This window comes from Streptomyces sp. NPDC059443 (genome assembly GCF_042750105.1).
In the GTDB taxonomy this organism is placed as follows: domain Bacteria; phylum Actinomycetota; class Actinomycetes; order Streptomycetales; family Streptomycetaceae; genus Streptomyces.
Genome location: NZ_JBHYVM010000023.1, coordinates 65,844 through 80,075, shown reverse-complemented (window position 1 = coordinate 80,075; position 14,232 = coordinate 65,844). Strand labels below are relative to the sequence as shown.

9 protein-coding genes and 1 pseudogene are annotated in these 14,232 nt (G+C 73.8%); 8 read left to right on the top strand and 2 right to left on the bottom strand.

The window, feature by feature from the left end:
* Positions 1–47 precede the first annotated feature (47 nt).
* The 5 genes and pseudogenes from ACFXDJ_RS22415 to sucD form a co-directional block, all read left to right on the top strand.
* On the top strand, positions 48–1,154 hold the full coding sequence (locus tag ACFXDJ_RS22415) for an AAA family ATPase (protein ID WP_384660739.1): 1,107 nt from the start codon (positions 48–50) through the stop codon (positions 1,152–1,154).
* On the top strand, positions 1,151–3,508 hold the full coding sequence (locus ACFXDJ_RS22410; RefSeq protein ID WP_384660742.1) for a DUF5682 family protein: 2,358 nt from the start codon (positions 1,151–1,153) through the stop codon (positions 3,506–3,508). The genes ACFXDJ_RS22415 and ACFXDJ_RS22410 overlap by 4 nt, the downstream gene beginning before the upstream one ends.
* Before the next feature lie 356 nt (positions 3,509–3,864).
* Positions 3,865–5,010, top strand: coding sequence for a vWA domain-containing protein (locus ACFXDJ_RS22405; protein WP_384660744.1), 1,146 nt, complete (start codon positions 3,865–3,867; stop codon positions 5,008–5,010).
* A 324-nt stretch (positions 5,011–5,334) separates the two neighbouring features.
* Positions 5,335–6,513 carry an ADP-forming succinate--CoA ligase subunit beta gene (sucC, locus tag ACFXDJ_RS22400; protein ID WP_384660747.1) on the top strand — a complete coding sequence of 393 codons (1,179 nt, stop codon included), beginning with the start codon at positions 5,335–5,337 and terminating at the stop codon, positions 6,511–6,513.
* A 21-nt stretch (positions 6,514–6,534) separates the two neighbouring features.
* Positions 6,535–7,290 (top strand): annotated as a pseudogene (gene sucD, locus ACFXDJ_RS22395) (succinate--CoA ligase subunit alpha); the annotation flags it as partial.
* Between the two features lie 15 nt (positions 7,291–7,305).
* Here the strand turns inward: sucD and ACFXDJ_RS22390 are convergent.
* The gene (locus ACFXDJ_RS22390) at positions 7,306–9,126 is read right to left on the bottom strand and encodes a helix-turn-helix domain-containing protein (protein WP_384850064.1); all 1,821 of its coding nucleotides are present in this window, start codon (positions 9,124–9,126) and stop codon (positions 7,306–7,308) included.
* A gap of 119 nt (positions 9,127–9,245) precedes the next feature.
* Here ACFXDJ_RS22390 and ACFXDJ_RS22385 point away from each other — a divergent pair, with 119 nt between their 5' ends.
* On the top strand, positions 9,246–10,949 hold the full coding sequence (locus tag ACFXDJ_RS22385; RefSeq protein ID WP_384663011.1) for a DUF6350 family protein: 1,704 nt from the start codon (positions 9,246–9,248) through the stop codon (positions 10,947–10,949).
* A gap of 9 nt (positions 10,950–10,958) precedes the next feature.
* Here the strand turns inward: ACFXDJ_RS22385 and ACFXDJ_RS22380 are convergent, their stop codons facing one another.
* Positions 10,959–11,597, bottom strand: a complete 639-nt coding sequence (locus ACFXDJ_RS22380) for a hypothetical protein (protein WP_384663009.1) — start codon at positions 11,595–11,597, stop codon at positions 10,959–10,961.
* A gap of 257 nt (positions 11,598–11,854) precedes the next feature.
* On the opposite strand from ACFXDJ_RS22380, the gene purN reads away from it, so the two are divergent.
* Together purN and purH are read left to right on the top strand one after the other, a co-directional pair.
* Positions 11,855–12,478: a phosphoribosylglycinamide formyltransferase gene (purN, locus tag ACFXDJ_RS22375; RefSeq protein ID WP_384663008.1), complete on the top strand. Its 624-nt coding sequence runs from the start codon at positions 11,855–11,857 to the stop codon at positions 12,476–12,478.
* Positions 12,479–12,519: 41 nt separating this feature from the next.
* Positions 12,520–14,103, top strand: coding sequence for a bifunctional phosphoribosylaminoimidazolecarboxamide formyltransferase/IMP cyclohydrolase (gene purH / locus ACFXDJ_RS22370; RefSeq protein WP_384663006.1), 1,584 nt, complete (start codon positions 12,520–12,522; stop codon positions 14,101–14,103).
* Positions 14,104–14,232: the final 129 nt, after the last annotated feature.

The window sequence follows — 14,232 nt, the reverse complement described above, 5'->3', positions numbered from 1 at the left end:
CGTGGAGTCAGCAGTCGGAAGCGGCTGCCGAGCATTGGAGGGGGACCATGACCACGACCGAGAACGAGACCGCCGCCGAGGCGCTGCGACCGCATGCCGAAGACGCCTTCGCGCACGAACTGAAAGCCCTGGCGGACGCCGACGACCGGCCCCGTCCGGCCCGCTGGAAGCTCTCCCCGTGGGCCGTGGCCACGTACCTGCTCGGCGGCACGCTCGAAGACGGCACCGTCATCACGCCCAAGTACGTCGGCCCGCGCCGCATCGTCGAAGTCGCCGTCACCACCCTCGCCACCGACCGTGCCCTGCTGCTCCTCGGAGTCCCCGGCACCGCCAAGACCTGGGTGTCCGAGCACCTCGCCGCCGCCGTCAGCGGAGACTCCACCCTGCTCGTCCAGGGCACCGCCGGCACCCCGGAGGAGGCCATCCGGTACGGCTGGAACTACGCCCGCCTCCTCGCCCACGGGCCCAGCCGCGAAGCCCTCGTACCCAGCCCCGTCATGCGGGCCATGGCCGACGGAATGACCGCCCGCGTCGAGGAGCTCACCCGCATCCCGGCCGACGTCCAGGACACGCTCATCACCGTTCTGTCCGAGAAGACCCTCCCGATACCGGAGCTCGGCCAGGAGGTGCAGGCCGTGCGCGGCTTCAACCTCATCGCCACCGCCAACGACCGCGACCGCGGGGTCAACGAGCTCTCCAGCGCACTGCGCCGCCGCTTCAACACCGTCGTCCTGCCGCTGCCCGCCACCGCCGACGCCGAGGTCGACATCGTCGCCCGCCGCGTGGACCAGATGGGCCGCGCCCTCGACCTGCCCGCCGCACCGGAGGGACTGGAGGAGATCCGCCGGGTCGTCACCGTCTTCCGCGAGCTGCGCGGCGGAATCACCGACGACGGGCGCACGAAGGTGAAGTCGCCCAGCGGCACCCTGTCCACCGCCGAGGCCATCTCGGTGGTCACCGGCGGCCTCGCCCTGGCCGCCCACTTCGGGGACGGCGTACTGCGCCCCTCCGACGTGGCCGCCGGGATCCTCGGGGCCGTCGTGCGGGACCCGGCCGCCGACCGGGTGGTCTGGCAGGAGTACCTGGAGGCCGTGGTGCGCGAGCGCGACGGCTGGAAGGACTTCTACCGCGCCTGCCGGGAGGTGACGGCATGAGCCCGCAGAGCGCGCGGCGGGGGCCGCTGCTGCTGGGCGTACGGCACCACGGGCCCGGCTCGGCCCGCGCCGTGCGGGCCGCGCTCGACGCGGCGCAGCCCTCGGCGGTGCTGATCGAGGGGCCGCCCGAGGGCGATGCCCTGCTGCCGCTCGCCGCCGACCCAGGGATGCGGCCGCCCGTCGCACTGCTCGCGCACGCGGCCGACGACCCCGGGCGGGCCGCGTTCTGGCCGCTGGCCGGCTTCTCCCCGGAGTGGGCCGCCATCCGGTGGGCGCAGGCCCGGGACGTGCCGGTCCGGTTCATCGACCTGCCCGCCGCCCATTCCCTGGCGGGGGTGGGGGACGGGGACGGGGCCGGGGAGGGGGACGCCGAGGAAGACGACGGGCCGTCCGGTCGTTCCGTGCGGCTGGACCCCCTCGCCGTACTCGCCGAGACCGCCGGGTACGACGATCCCGAGCGCTGGTGGGAGGACGTGGTCGAGCACCGGGGCGCGGCGGGCGGTGGGGACCCGCTGGGCGTGTTCGAGGCGCTGGGCGAGGCCATGGGCGCCCTGCGCGAGGAGTACGGGGCCGGCGGCCACCACCGGGACCTGGTGCGCGAGGCCCACATGCGGCAGCGGATGCGGGCCGCGCGCCGCGAGTTCGGCGACGGGTACGCCGTCGTCTGCGGAGCCTGGCACGTGCCGGCCCTGCGGGCGAAGACCACCGCGGCCGCCGACAAGGCGCTGCTCACCGGACTGCCCAAGGTCAAGGTGGAGACCACCTGGGTCCCCTGGACCCACCGGCGCCTCGCCCGAGCGGGCGGGTACGGGGCGGGCATCACCTCGCCCGGCTGGTACGCACACCTCTTCGCGGCCCGGGACCGGCCCGTCGAGCGGTGGCTGACCAAGGTCGCGGGCCTGCTGCGCGAGGAGGACCGGCAGGTCTCCCCGGCGCACGTCATCGAGGCGGTCCGGCTCGCCGACAGCCTCGCCGCGATGCGGGGCCGGCCGGTGCCGGGGCTGACGGAGACCCTGGAGGCGGTCCGGGCGGTGATGTGCGAGGGCTCCGACATACCGCTCGCGCTGATCGAGGACCGGCTCGTCGTGGGGGACGTGCTCGGCGAGGTCCCGGAAGCGGCGCCCGTCGTACCGCTCCAGCGGGACCTCACCCGGCAGCAGCGCTCGCTGCGCCTCAAGGCCGAGGCGCAGGACCGGGAGCTGGAGCTGGATCTGCGCAAGGAATCCGACGCCGCCAAGTCCCTGCTGCTGCACCGGCTGCGGCTGCTCGGCATCGACTGGGGCGTCCCGGCGGCCTCGCGGGGGAGTACGGGCACCTTCCGGGAGACCTGGCGGCTCCGCTGGGAACCGGAGCTCGCGGTGCGGATCGCCGAAGCCGGCATATGGGGGACCACCGTCCTCGGGGCGGCCACCGCCCGGGCCGAGGCCGACGCGGCGGGCGCCGGGGAGCTGGGGGAGGTCACCGCCCTGGCCGAGCGGTGCCTGCTGGCGGGGCTCTCGGAGGCGCTGCCCGCCGTGCTGCGGGCACTCGCCGACCTGGCCGCGCTGGACACCGATGTGGCGGGGCTGGCCAAGGCGCTGCCCGCGCTGGCCCGTTCACTGCGGTACGGGGACGTGCGCGGCACCGACGCGGCGGCGCTGGGCACGGTCGCGGCCGGGCTCGCCGAGCGGATATGCGTGGCGTTGCCGCCCGCCTGCGCGGCCGGGCTGGACGCCGACGCGGCGGCGGAGCTGCGGGGGCACGTGGACTCCGTACACGGGGCGATCGGGCTGCTGGGTGGTGGCGGGGCCGGTGGGGCGGATGGGTCCGGTGCGGTCGACGGGGCTGATGGAGCCGACGGGTTGAGGGAGCGGTGGTCGGCGGTGCTGCGGAGCCTGGCCGGGCGGGACCGCGTTCCCGGGCTGATACGCGGCCGGGCCGCGCGGCTGCTGCTCGACGACGGGCGGCTGCCGCCGGGGGAGACGGCCCGGCTGATGGGGCTCTCGCTGTCCCCGGCGTCCGCGCCGGCCGACGCGGCGGGCTGGATCGAGGGCTTCGCGGGCGGGGGCTCGGGCGGAGGCACGCTGCTGGTCCACGACGACCGGCTGCTCGGTCTGATCGACGCGTGGCTGATGTCCGTGCCGGAGCGGGCGTTCGTCGACGTACTGCCGCTGCTGCGGCGGACGTTCGGGGCGTACGAGCCGGGTGTGAAGCGGACTCTGGGCGAGTTGGCCCGCCGGGGGCCGGCCGGGGCGCGGGGCGCGGCGTCGGGAGCCGGCCTGGGCCCTGCCGGCTTCGGTCCGGAGCTGGATCCGGTCCGGGCGGATGCGGTGGTGGAGCTGGTCCACCGGTTGCTGGCCGGAGCGGGGGCCTGACCGGCCGGGGTTCGGGGGCTGGGTCGGGCTCCACCGGCCCGGGGCGGTGGTGGGGCTGCCGCTGCGCGGGGCCGTCCCCTACCCGCCCTTCCACCGTTCCCCGGGCGCTGCCCGGACCCGGTCCTCAAGCGCCGGACGGGCTGAAGGCGGGCCCCGGGCTGCGCCAGGACCCCTGGGGCTCCGCCCCAGACCCCGCGCCTCAAACGCCGGCGGGGCTGAGAGTGCGGCGGGTCTGAGGGTGCGGCGGGGGTGAGGGGGCGGCGGGGCTGAGAGTGCGGCGGGATTGAGAGTTCGGCGGGGCTGAGAGTGCGGCGGGGGTGAGCGTGACTAGTGCTGCGAGTGAGGGAGAGGGACGGATGACGCTGACGGGGATCGACGCGGAGCGGGTGCGGCGGTGGCGGATGGTGCTGGGCGGGGAGGTTGATGGGACCGGGTGTGTGCTGGGTGGGGCGGATGTCGGGATGGATGCCGCGCTCGGGGCGCTTTACGGGGGGAGCGGCAGTGGGGGGCGGAAAGGGGAGCGGACGGGCGGGCTCGGCGGGTCGGCGCCGAGGGTGGCCCGGTGGCTCGGGGACATCCGGACGTACTTCCCCGCCTCCGTGGTGCAGGTCATGCAGCGGGACGCGATCCAGCGCCTCGGGCTGGCCGCGCTCCTGCTGGAGCCCGAAATGCTGGAGGCCGTGGAGCCGGACGTGCACCTCGTCGGCACCCTGCTCTCGCTCAACAAGGCGATGCCCGAGACGACCAGGGAGACGGCCCGCGCCGTGGTCCGCAAGGTGGTCGAGCAGTTGGAGAAGCGGCTCGCTTCGCGGACGCGGGCCACCCTCACCGGCGCCCTCGACCGGTCGGCCCGGATCAGCCGTCCCCGCCACGCGGACATCGACTGGAACCGGACCATCCGGGCGAACTTGAAGAACTATCTTCCCGAGTACCGCACCGTCGTCCCCGAGCGGCTCGTCGGCTACGGGCGGGCGGCGCGGTCGGTGAAGAAGGAGGTCGTGCTGTGCATCGACCAGTCGGGTTCGATGGCGGCCTCCGTCGTCTACGCCTCCGTCTTCGGCGCGGTGCTGGCCTCGATGCGTTCGATTTCCACCCGGCTCGTCGTCTTCGATACGGCTGTGGTGGATCTGACCGACCAGCTCGACGACCCCGTCGACGTGCTCTTCGGCACCCAGCTCGGCGGCGGCACCGACATCAACCGCGCGCTCGCCTACTGCCAGTCGAAGATCACCCGGCCCGCCGACACGGTCGTCGTCCTCATCAGTGATCTTTACGAGGGCGGCATACGCGACGAGATGCTCAAGCGGGTCGCGGCGATGAAGGGCGCGGGAGTGGAGTTCGTGACGCTGCTCGCGCTGTCCGACGAGGGAGCCCCCGCCTACGACCGCGAACACGCCGCCGCCCTCGCCGAGCTGGGCGCCCCGGCCTTCGCCTGCACCCCCGACCTGTTCCCGGACGTGATGGCCGCCGCGCTGGAGAAGCGGCCCCTCCCGCTGCCGTGATCGTGCCGCCCGCGCGAAGCCCCGTAGCGCTGCGGAGGCGCTGCGGAGGGCTGTGGAAGGTGGCCGCTCATCGGCAGATCGCACGAAGATGCAGTTCAACCGTGAGGCGATCTGTGACAGGTATCACCGCTCAGGTGTGATCTGCGATTTAGGGACCTACGGCCCACGGGGATAACCTGCGGGACGGACATGCCGCGTCCACGGTCACCGTGTGCGCCTTCCTTGTGACAGCGCCGTCACGTTGCCCTCCGCGGCACGCCCACGCAGATAGCAGACAACCGCGAATCACTGCGAATCTTTAAAAAAGACAAGGGACGGACGCGCGTGGACCTGTTCGAGTACCAGGCGAGGGACCTCTTCGCCAAGCACGGTGTACCGGTGCTGGCCGGTGAAGTCATCGACACGCCTGAGGCAGCCCGCGAGGCCACCGAGCGCATGGGTGGCAAGTCGGTCGTCAAGGCACAGGTGAAGGTCGGCGGCCGAGGCAAGGCCGGCGGCGTCAAGCTCGCCGCCACCCCGGACGAGGCCGTCGCCCGTGCGACGGACATCCTCGGGATGGACATCAAGGGCCACACGGTCCACAAGGTGATGATCGCCGAGACCGCTCCGGAGATTCTGGAGGAGTACTACGTCTCGTACCTCCTCGACCGCACCAACCGCACCTTCCTGGCCATGGCCTCGGTCGCGGGCGGCATGGACATCGAGCAGGTCGCCGAGGAGACCCCGGAGAAGCTCGCCAAGGTCCCGGTGAACGCCAACGAGGGCGTGACCATCGAGAAGGCCCGCGAGATCGTCGCGCTGGCGAAGTTCCCGGCCGAGGTCGCCGAGAAGGTCGCCGAGGTCCTCGTGACCCTGTGGGCCACCTTCATCGCCGAGGACGCGCTCCTCGTCGAGGTCAACCCGCTCGCGAAGGTCGCCAGCGGCGACGTCATCGCGCTCGACGGCAAGGTCTCGCTCGACGAGAACGCCGAGTTCCGCCAGCCGGGCCACGAGGAGTTCGTGGACCACGCGGCCGCGAACCCGCTCGAGGCCGCCGCCAAGGCGAAGAACCTCAACTACGTGAAGCTCGACGGCGAGGTCGGCATCATCGGCAACGGCGCGGGTCTCGTCATGAGCACCCTCGACGTCGTCGCGTACGCCGGCGAGAACCACGGCGGCGTCAAGCCCGCCAACTTCCTGGACATCGGCGGTGGCGCTTCCGCCGCCGTCATGGCCAACGGTCTCGAGATCATCCTCGGCGACCCGGACGTCAAGTCCGTCTTCGTCAACGTCTTCGGTGGCATCACCGCGTGTGACGAGGTCGCCAACGGCATCGTCCAGGCGCTGCAGCTGCTTGAGGACAAGGGCGAGGCGGTCACCAAGCCGCTGGTCGTCCGTCTCGACGGCAACAACGCCGAGCTGGGTCGCAAGATCCTCTCGGACGCCAACCACCCGCTGGTACAGCGCGTGGACACCATGGACGGCGCGGCCGACAAGGCCGCCGAGCTCGCGGCTGCGAAGTAAGGGCAGAGGTCACAGACTCACATGGCTATCTTCCTCAACAAGGACAGCAAGGTCATCGTCCAGGGCATGACCGGTGCCACGGGCATGAAGCACACCAAGCTGATGCTGGCTGACGGCACCGACATCGTCGGTGGCGTGAACCCGCGCAAGGCCGGCACCACCGTCGACTTCGACGGCACGGAGATCCCGGTCTTCGGTTCCGTCGCCGAGGCGATGGAGAAGACGGGCGCCAACGTCTCCGTCCTCTTCGTCCCGCCGGCCTTCGCCAAGGCCGCCGTGGTCGAGGCGATCGACGCCGAGATCCCGCTGGCCGTCGTCATCACCGAGGGCATCGCGGTGCACGACTCCGCCGCCTTCTGGTCGTACGCGACCGCCAAGGGCAACAAGACGCGGATCATCGGCCCGAACTGCCCGGGTCTGATCACCCCCGGCCAGTCCAACGCCGGCATCATCCCGGGCGACATCACCAAGCCCGGCCGCATCGGTCTCGTGTCCAAGTCGGGCACGCTGACCTACCAGATGATGTACGAGCTCCGTGACATCGGCTTCTCCTCCGCCGTCGGCATCGGTGGCGACCCGGTCATCGGCACCACGCACATCGACGCCCTCGCGGCGTTCGAGGCGGACCCCGACACCGACCTGATCGTCATGATCGGCGAGATCGGCGGCGACGCCGAGGAGCGTGCGGCGGACTTCATCGCGAAGAACGTCACCAAGCCGGTCGTCGGCTACGTCGCGGGCTTCACCGCCCCCGAGGGCAAGACCATGGGCCACGCCCGTTCTCGTTGGGTTCTACTCGGGCTTCGGCGAGATCCTCGCCGGGCCGGCCGCCGGGTCGGACAGCAGCTTGTCGTGGAGCTGGCGCCCCTCGTCCGTGAGTTGCTGCGGGCCGCTGTGCGGGGGTACGCCCGACACGTTCGCGCCGGGGGCGAGCGGGGGCTCGTACGAGGTCGGTGCGGTCACCGCCGTGTAGGCCGTCGCGGCGGCGATCACCGCCGTCAGCCCGAGGGCCGCGCGGGTCCACCGCCGGATCCGGCTCTCGCCGGCCGCCCGTACGACGGCTGCCGACCGCGGCTCCAGCCGGACGGCCGGTCTCAGCGTGCCGAGCCGCTCGCGCAGCAGCGCGGACTGCTTCCCGGGCGCCACGTCGGCCAGCTCGGGGAGCCGGTCGGCGAGCTCGGCGTGGGCGTTGACGAGGCGGTTGCCGGCGGTCGGCGTGGAGGCCTCGGTCTCGGCGGCGGTGTCGGGGAGGTCCAGCCCGACGCCGTCGTAGAGCAGCACGGTCCGGCGGTGGGCGGGGGGCAGCGCGAGCATCGCGTCCATGAGGATGCGGTCGCCGGGATCCGCCGGGGGCTTGTCGGGATGCTTGTGGGCCCGCCGGAACTGGTGCCAGGGCGAGAGCGCGTACTCGTACGCCGCCGCGCGCACCCATCCGACCGGATCCGGGTCGGTGGCGACCTCGGGCCAGCGGCCCCACGCCTGCTGGAAGGCGCGCTCCACGGCCTCGTGCGCGAGGCCGCGGCGGCCGGTGAGGAGGTAGGCCTGGCGGGTGAGGGCGGGGGCGGTGCGGTTGTAGAGCGCGTCGAAGGCGGACTCTGGCGTGGGGAGCTTCGGGGCCGGGCTCTCGTCCGTCCCGTCGTCGTCCGCGGCGCCTTCGGGGGCTGCCCCGGTGGCGCCCTCGGGGGCGGTACGGGCACTCGTGCCCGGGTTCGCGGCGCCCGGCCCGTCGTTGCCCGGGCCGTCGTCGCCCGGCCCGTCGTCGCCCGGACCGGTGCCGGTGCCGGTGCCGGTGGCGTTGCCGGTGGCGCCCTGTCCCGTGCCCGGACCCGGAGGAATCGTTCCTCCTGGCCGGAGGGTGGCGAGGCCGCCGCCACCGCCGACCGCGGCCTTGACCGTGGCCTTGGCCTCGTGCCGGGGCACTCCGACGGGGGGCTTCGCGGCGCGCTTGACGGCGGCCTTGGGGCGGGTCTGCGCGCCGACGGGCCGCGCGAGGGCGCGGGGGTGGGCGTGGAGCCCGAAGTGCCCTTCCTCGGCGGAGTTGACGGCTGACGCCTCGTCTGTGCCGGTGTCGACGGCTTCGGTTACCGCTCCGGGCTCCTCCGACGCGTCGGCCACGGCGGCGGCCTCGGGCTCCACCACCGGTGCCGTCGCCGCTTCCGCTGCCGGCGTGGCGGTGCCGTTGGCCCAGGCGGGCCGGGTGGGCGTGCCCGGGACGGCGGGGGGCTCCGGTGGGGCGGCGGCGCCCGCGCGAGGCTCCGTACCGGCGGCCGGGGCCCCGCCGGACTCCGCGCCGCCGCTCGCCGCCGGGGCCGCCCCGGCAGCGGCTTCGTCGGCCTCGTCGGCCGCGTCGGCCACATCGCCGACGTCCGCCGATGCCTGTTCCACCTGGTCAGAGCCCGTGCCCCCAGTCGCGGCGAGGCGGGTCAGGAACTTCGCGTAGGCCTCGCGCTTGCGGCCCCGCGGGTCGGTGCGGCCGGTCTCCCAGGAGCGGACCGTGGTGGCGGTGACCCCCACCGCCGCAGCGACCTCCTCGTGCGTCAGCTCGGCCGCTTCGCGCAGGCGCCTGCGTTCCTTCGGGGTGGGGAGGCTCAGCTCCGTGACGCTTTGTGTCATGCCACACTCCCCGCGACCCGGACGCCCTGAGCGATAAAGTACATAAACGTATATTGAGCGACACCACGGTCATTCGCCTGTTACCCGCCCATAGCGCGTGTCGTTGGCACCATGGCGGGGTGACCCAAGTGACCGAACGCGGGACCTCGTTGCCCACGCCCCCAAGGGCCCCCGCCCGGCGCCGTTCACCGGCGGCCGCCGCGTGTGTCGTGGGCGGAGCCGTCGCCGCGGGACTGGGGCTCGGCTTCCTCGCCGTGCTCGTCATCGTCCTGTGGATCAGCTCCCCCTACCCCGACAGCGGCCCCGGCGGCGCCCTGCACCTCGCCGCGGGCCTCTGGCTGCTCGCCCACGGGACCGAACTGGTCCGCTACGAGACCCTCTCCGGGGTGCCCGCCCCCGTCGGCCTGACCCCGCTGCTGCTCATCGCGCTGCCCGCGCTGCTCATCCGGCGCGCCGCCCGGCTCGGCAGCGCCGCCGAGGAGGAGCGGGGCGCGGAACCGCTGCCCGCCGGGGTGGTGTTCTCCGCCGTGCTCTGCGGGTACCTCGGCGTCGGCGCCCTGGCCACCGTGTACGCCGCCTCCGGCCCCATGCCCGCCGACCCGCTCAGCGCGGCCTGGCACCTCCCGCTGGTCGCCGCCCTCGCCGCCGCCGGCGGGGTCTGGGAGGCCCGGGGGAGGCCGCTCGGGCCGCTTGCCGGGCGGTTCACGCGTCCCCGCTACGCACTCGCGCTGCGGGCCGGCGCGGGCGGGGTCCTGATCCTGCTCGGCGGCGGAGCGCTGTTGGTCGGAGCCTCGCTGGCCTGGCACGGGGCGGAGGTGCAGGGGTCCTTCGTGGCGCTGACCGGGTTCTGGTCGGGCCGGTTCGCCGTGCTCCTGCTGGCCCTCACCCTGATTCCGAACGCCGTGGTCTGGGGAGCCGCCTACGCCCTCGGTCCCGGCTTCGTGATGGGCACCTCGGCCACCGCGACCCCGCTCGGCTTCGGCGGCTCGCACGCGCTGCCCCGGTTCCCGCTGCTCGCGGCGCTTCCCGCGGAGGGCCCCGGCACGCCGCTGACCTGGGCCGCCGCCGGGGTGCCGGTGGTGGCCGGGCTGGCGGTGGGCTGGTTCGCGGTACGCCGGGCGCGCGAGGTCTCGTACGGGGAGACCGCGCTCACCGCGGCCCTGGGCGCGCTGGTGTGCGCCCTGGCGACGGCCGGGCTCGCCGCGGCTTCGGCCGGGCCGCTCGGCTCCCGGGAACTGGCCGCCTTCGGGCCCGTCTGGTGGCAGGCGGGCGGCGCGGCCCTGGCCTGGACCCTGGCGCTCGCGGTCCCGGTGGCCGTCACGGTGCACGCGTGGCGCAACCGGCCCGCGAAGTGGCTGTCCGACGGCCCCGACGGGGCGGAGGGCTGGCACGACAGCGGGGTGCGGGAGGTCCGCTGGGCGGCCCTGCGCCGGGCGGCGGGCACCCTGATCCCGGACTTCTCGTCGGCGTCGAACCCGCCGGAGCCCACGAACGAAGACCCCGGTCCCGCGTCCGCGCCGGGGGCGGCGCCCGGGCCCGTACCGGCGCCGCCGAAGCGGCCCGTACTGGTCATGCCCGGCCTCAAGCTGGACCTGACTCCGATCCCGATCCGCGCGACTCCCGCGACTCCTCTGGCTCCCGCGACCCCGGAGCCCCCGGCGCCGCTCGTCCCGGCGCCGCTCGTCCCGTCCGTGACCGGCGCGCGGGTACTGACCCGCCGCAAGCCGGTGCCCGAAGCGCAAGCCGGCCCGCTCGCCGAGGCGCAAGCCTTGCCGGACCCCGGGCCGGACCCCCGGCCGGACCCAGGTCAGGACCCCGAGTAGGCGGCCCGCCTACCGCTGGACCTGGATCATCCTGCCGATGAAGTTGTCCGGCAGCAGGTCGTTGCACTGCATCTCCGCCGACTTCGTGAGGGCGTCCTGGGTGCAGACGTAGAAGTCCTTGTACGCGAGGTGCACCGCGTACGAGGACAGGGCCAGCACCACCGCCAGCGACGCGGTGACCAGACCGCTCACCGCCGCCGTCCGCTGGGGCCGGGCGGCGTCCCCGAGGGCCGCCAGGCCGCCCTGCGCCGCGGCCGGCGCCGCGGCCTCGCTCCGCACCCCGGTCACGTCGGCGACCGTCGCGGTGGCCGCGCCGTCCTGCGCGACGGGCTTCGCCGGTACGCCCCGCAGCGCGCTGATCCCCCAGTACAGGGCCAGCGCGCCGAGCAGCAGCGCCACCGACGGGTACCCGAAGACCACGAAGAAGAAGCCCCACATCCCGGCCAGCAGCGCGTACCGCGCCCGCCGCTGGATCGGGTCCCTCGGGTCCCACCGGGCCGGTCCCTGTCCGGGGGCCTCGCCCGGTCCCTGTCCGGGGCCGCCGTCACCGCCGGTGCGCGGCTCCCAGAGCTGGTCGGGCCGGTCCTCCGGGGGCGCCGCGAAGGGGTTGTCGTCGGTGGGGCGGTCGGGCTGGGGGCGATCCGGCATCGGGTGTGTTTCATCCCCTGTGTCATGGACGTCGCTGGGACGTCGGAGGCCTGTTTGCGGCTTGCACGCCAGACGCTACCGCCCGGCCGTGCCCCCGTCCCTCGGGGGCCGTCCCGTGTGCCGGTATCGTTGCAGGCGGTCGGTGGCTTCGTAGGGTCCGCCCATCTCGGCGACCCGAAGTTTCGTACGACCGCACAAGATGAACCACGTGCCCCCAGCTCGCGCCGGGGGTGCCCCCGCCCGAGAAAGGGCCTCCCATGGCCGTCTCCCGCCTGGTCGTGCTGGTCTCCGGCTCCGGCACCAACCTCCAGGCCCTGCTCGACGCCATCGAAGCCCACCCCGGCGGAGCCGAGGGTTTCGGTGCCGAAGTCGTCGCCGTGGGAGCCGACCGCGAGAACATCGCCGGCCTGGAGCGCGCCGAGAAGGCCGGGATCCCCACCTTCGTCTGCCCGGTCAAGGCGTACGCGGACCGCGCGCAGTGGGATGCCGCCCTGACCGAGGCCACCGACGCCCACGCGCCGGACCTCGTGGTCTCGGCGGGGTTCATGAAGATCGTGGGTGCGAAGTTCATCGACCGCTTCGGCGGCCGGTTCATCAACACCCACCCCGCCCTCCTCCCGGCCTTCCCGGGCGCCCACGGCGTGCGGGACGCACTCGCCTACGGGGCGAAGGTCACCGGCTGCACCGTCCACTTCGTGGACGGGGGCGTGGACACCGGTCCGATCATCGCCCAGGGTGTGATCGAGATCCGGGACGAAGAGGACGAAGCCGCTCTCCACGAGCGGATCAAGGAAGTCGAGCGCGAGCTGCTCGTCGAGGTCGTGGGGCGCCTGGCCCGGCACGGCTACAGCATCGAGGGACGAAAGGTAACAATCCAGTGACCGCCGCAGAGGCCGCAGGGACCGCAGGGACCGCAGAGACCGTGACCGCAGAGAGCGAAGACCTCGCCACGTCGAAGCGCCCGATCCGGCGCGCCCTCGTCAGCGTCTACGACAAGACGGGGCTGGAAGAGCTGGCCCGCGGCCTGCACGAGGCGGGCGTCGCGCTCGTCTCGACCGGCTCCACCGCCGCGAAGATCGCCGCCGCCGGGGTGCCCGTCACCAAGGTCGAGGAGCTGACCGGCTTCCCCGAGTGCCTGGACGGCCGGGTCAAGACCCTGCACCCGCGCGTGCACGCCGGCATCCTCGCCGACCTGCGCCTGGAGGACCACCGCAACCAGCTCGCCGAGCTGGGCGTCGAGCCCTTCGACCTGGTGGTCGTCAACCTCTACCCCTTCCTCGCCACCGTCCAGTCGGGCGCGACCCCGGACGAGTGCGTGGAGCAGATCGACATCGGCGGCCCGTCGATGGTCCGCGCCGCCGCCAAGAACCACCCCTCGGTGGCCGTGGTCACCAGCCCGGCGCGCTACGCCGACGTGCTCACCGCCGCCCGGGGCGGCGGCTTCGACCTCACCGCCCGCAAGCGGCTCGCGGCCGAGGCCTTCCAGCACACCGCCGCGTACGACGTGGCCGTGGCCTCCTGGTTCACGAACGCGTACGCCCCGGAGCCGGAGGCCGTGCTGCCCGAGTTCCTGGCCGGCGCGTGGGAGCGCAAGTCCACCCTCCGCTACGGCGAGAACCCGCACCAGGCCGCCGCCCTCTACACGGACGGCCAGCCGGGCGGGATCGCCAATGCCGAGCAGCTGCACGGCAAGGAGATGTCCTTCAACAACTACGTGGACACCGAGGCCGCCCGCCGCGCCGCCTACGACCACGAAGAGCCCTGCGTCGCGATCATCAAGCACGCCAACCCGTGCGGCATCGCCGTGGACAAGAAGGATGTGGCCGCGGCCCACCGCAAGGCGCACGCCTGCGACCCGGTGTCGGCCTACGGCGGCGTCATCGCCGTCAACCGCCCGGTGACCGTCGAGATGGCGGAGCAGGTCGCGGAGATCTTCACCGAGGTCATCGCCGCCCCGGACTACGAGGCCGGCGCCGTCGAGATCCTGGCCAAGAAGAAGAACATCCGCGTCCTGAAGGTGGCCGGCACCCCGCACCAGCCGGGCGACCTCAAGCCCGTCTCGGGCGGCGCGCTGCTCCAGCAGAGCGACCTCTTCCAGGCCGAGGGCGACGACCCGGCCAACTGGACGCTGGCCACCGGCGAGGCCCTGTCCGCCGACGAGCTCGCCGACCTCGCCTTCGCGTGGAAGGCCTGCCGCGCCGTCAAGTCCAACGCGATCCTGCTCGCCAAGGACGGCGCCTCGGTCGGCGTCGGCATGGGCCAGGTCAACCGCGTCGACTCCGCGAAGCTCGCGGTCGAGCGAGCGGGCGCCGAGCGCGCGCAGGGCTCGTACGCCGCGTCCGACGCCTTCTTCCCCTTCCCGGACGGGCTGGAGATCCTGACGGCCGCGGGCATCAAGGCCGTGGTCCAGCCGGGCGGTTCGGTCCGTGACGAGCTGGTGATCGAGGCCGCGAAGGCGGCGGGCGTGACGATGTACTTCACCGGGACCCGGCACTTCTTCCACTGAGTCCCCCGGGGCCGCTGAGTCCCCCGTACACGGGGGATGGCCCCGCCCCGCCCTTATTCGGCGGGCGGGCGGAGCCGGTGAGGCGCCCCGCGTACGGGCTACTAGCGCGCGGGGGGGGGAGGTATATAT

Coding starts and splice junctions, on each gene's coding strand:
- ACFXDJ_RS22415 (WP_384660739.1), top strand. CDS start 48: ATGACCACGACCGAGAACGAGACCGCCGCCGAGGCGCTGCGACCGCAT.
- ACFXDJ_RS22410 (WP_384660742.1), top strand. CDS start 1,151: ATGAGCCCGCAGAGCGCGCGGCGGGGGCCGCTGCTGCTGGGCGTACGG.
- ACFXDJ_RS22405 (WP_384660744.1), top strand. CDS start 3,865: ATGACGCTGACGGGGATCGACGCGGAGCGGGTGCGGCGGTGGCGGATG.
- ACFXDJ_RS22390 (WP_384850064.1), bottom strand. CDS start 9,126: ATGACACAAAGCGTCACGGAGCTGAGCCTCCCCACCCCGAAGGAACGC.
- ACFXDJ_RS22380 (WP_384663009.1), bottom strand. CDS start 11,597: ATGCCGGATCGCCCCCAGCCCGACCGCCCCACCGACGACAACCCCTTC.
- purN (WP_384663008.1), top strand. CDS start 11,855: ATGGCCGTCTCCCGCCTGGTCGTGCTGGTCTCCGGCTCCGGCACCAAC.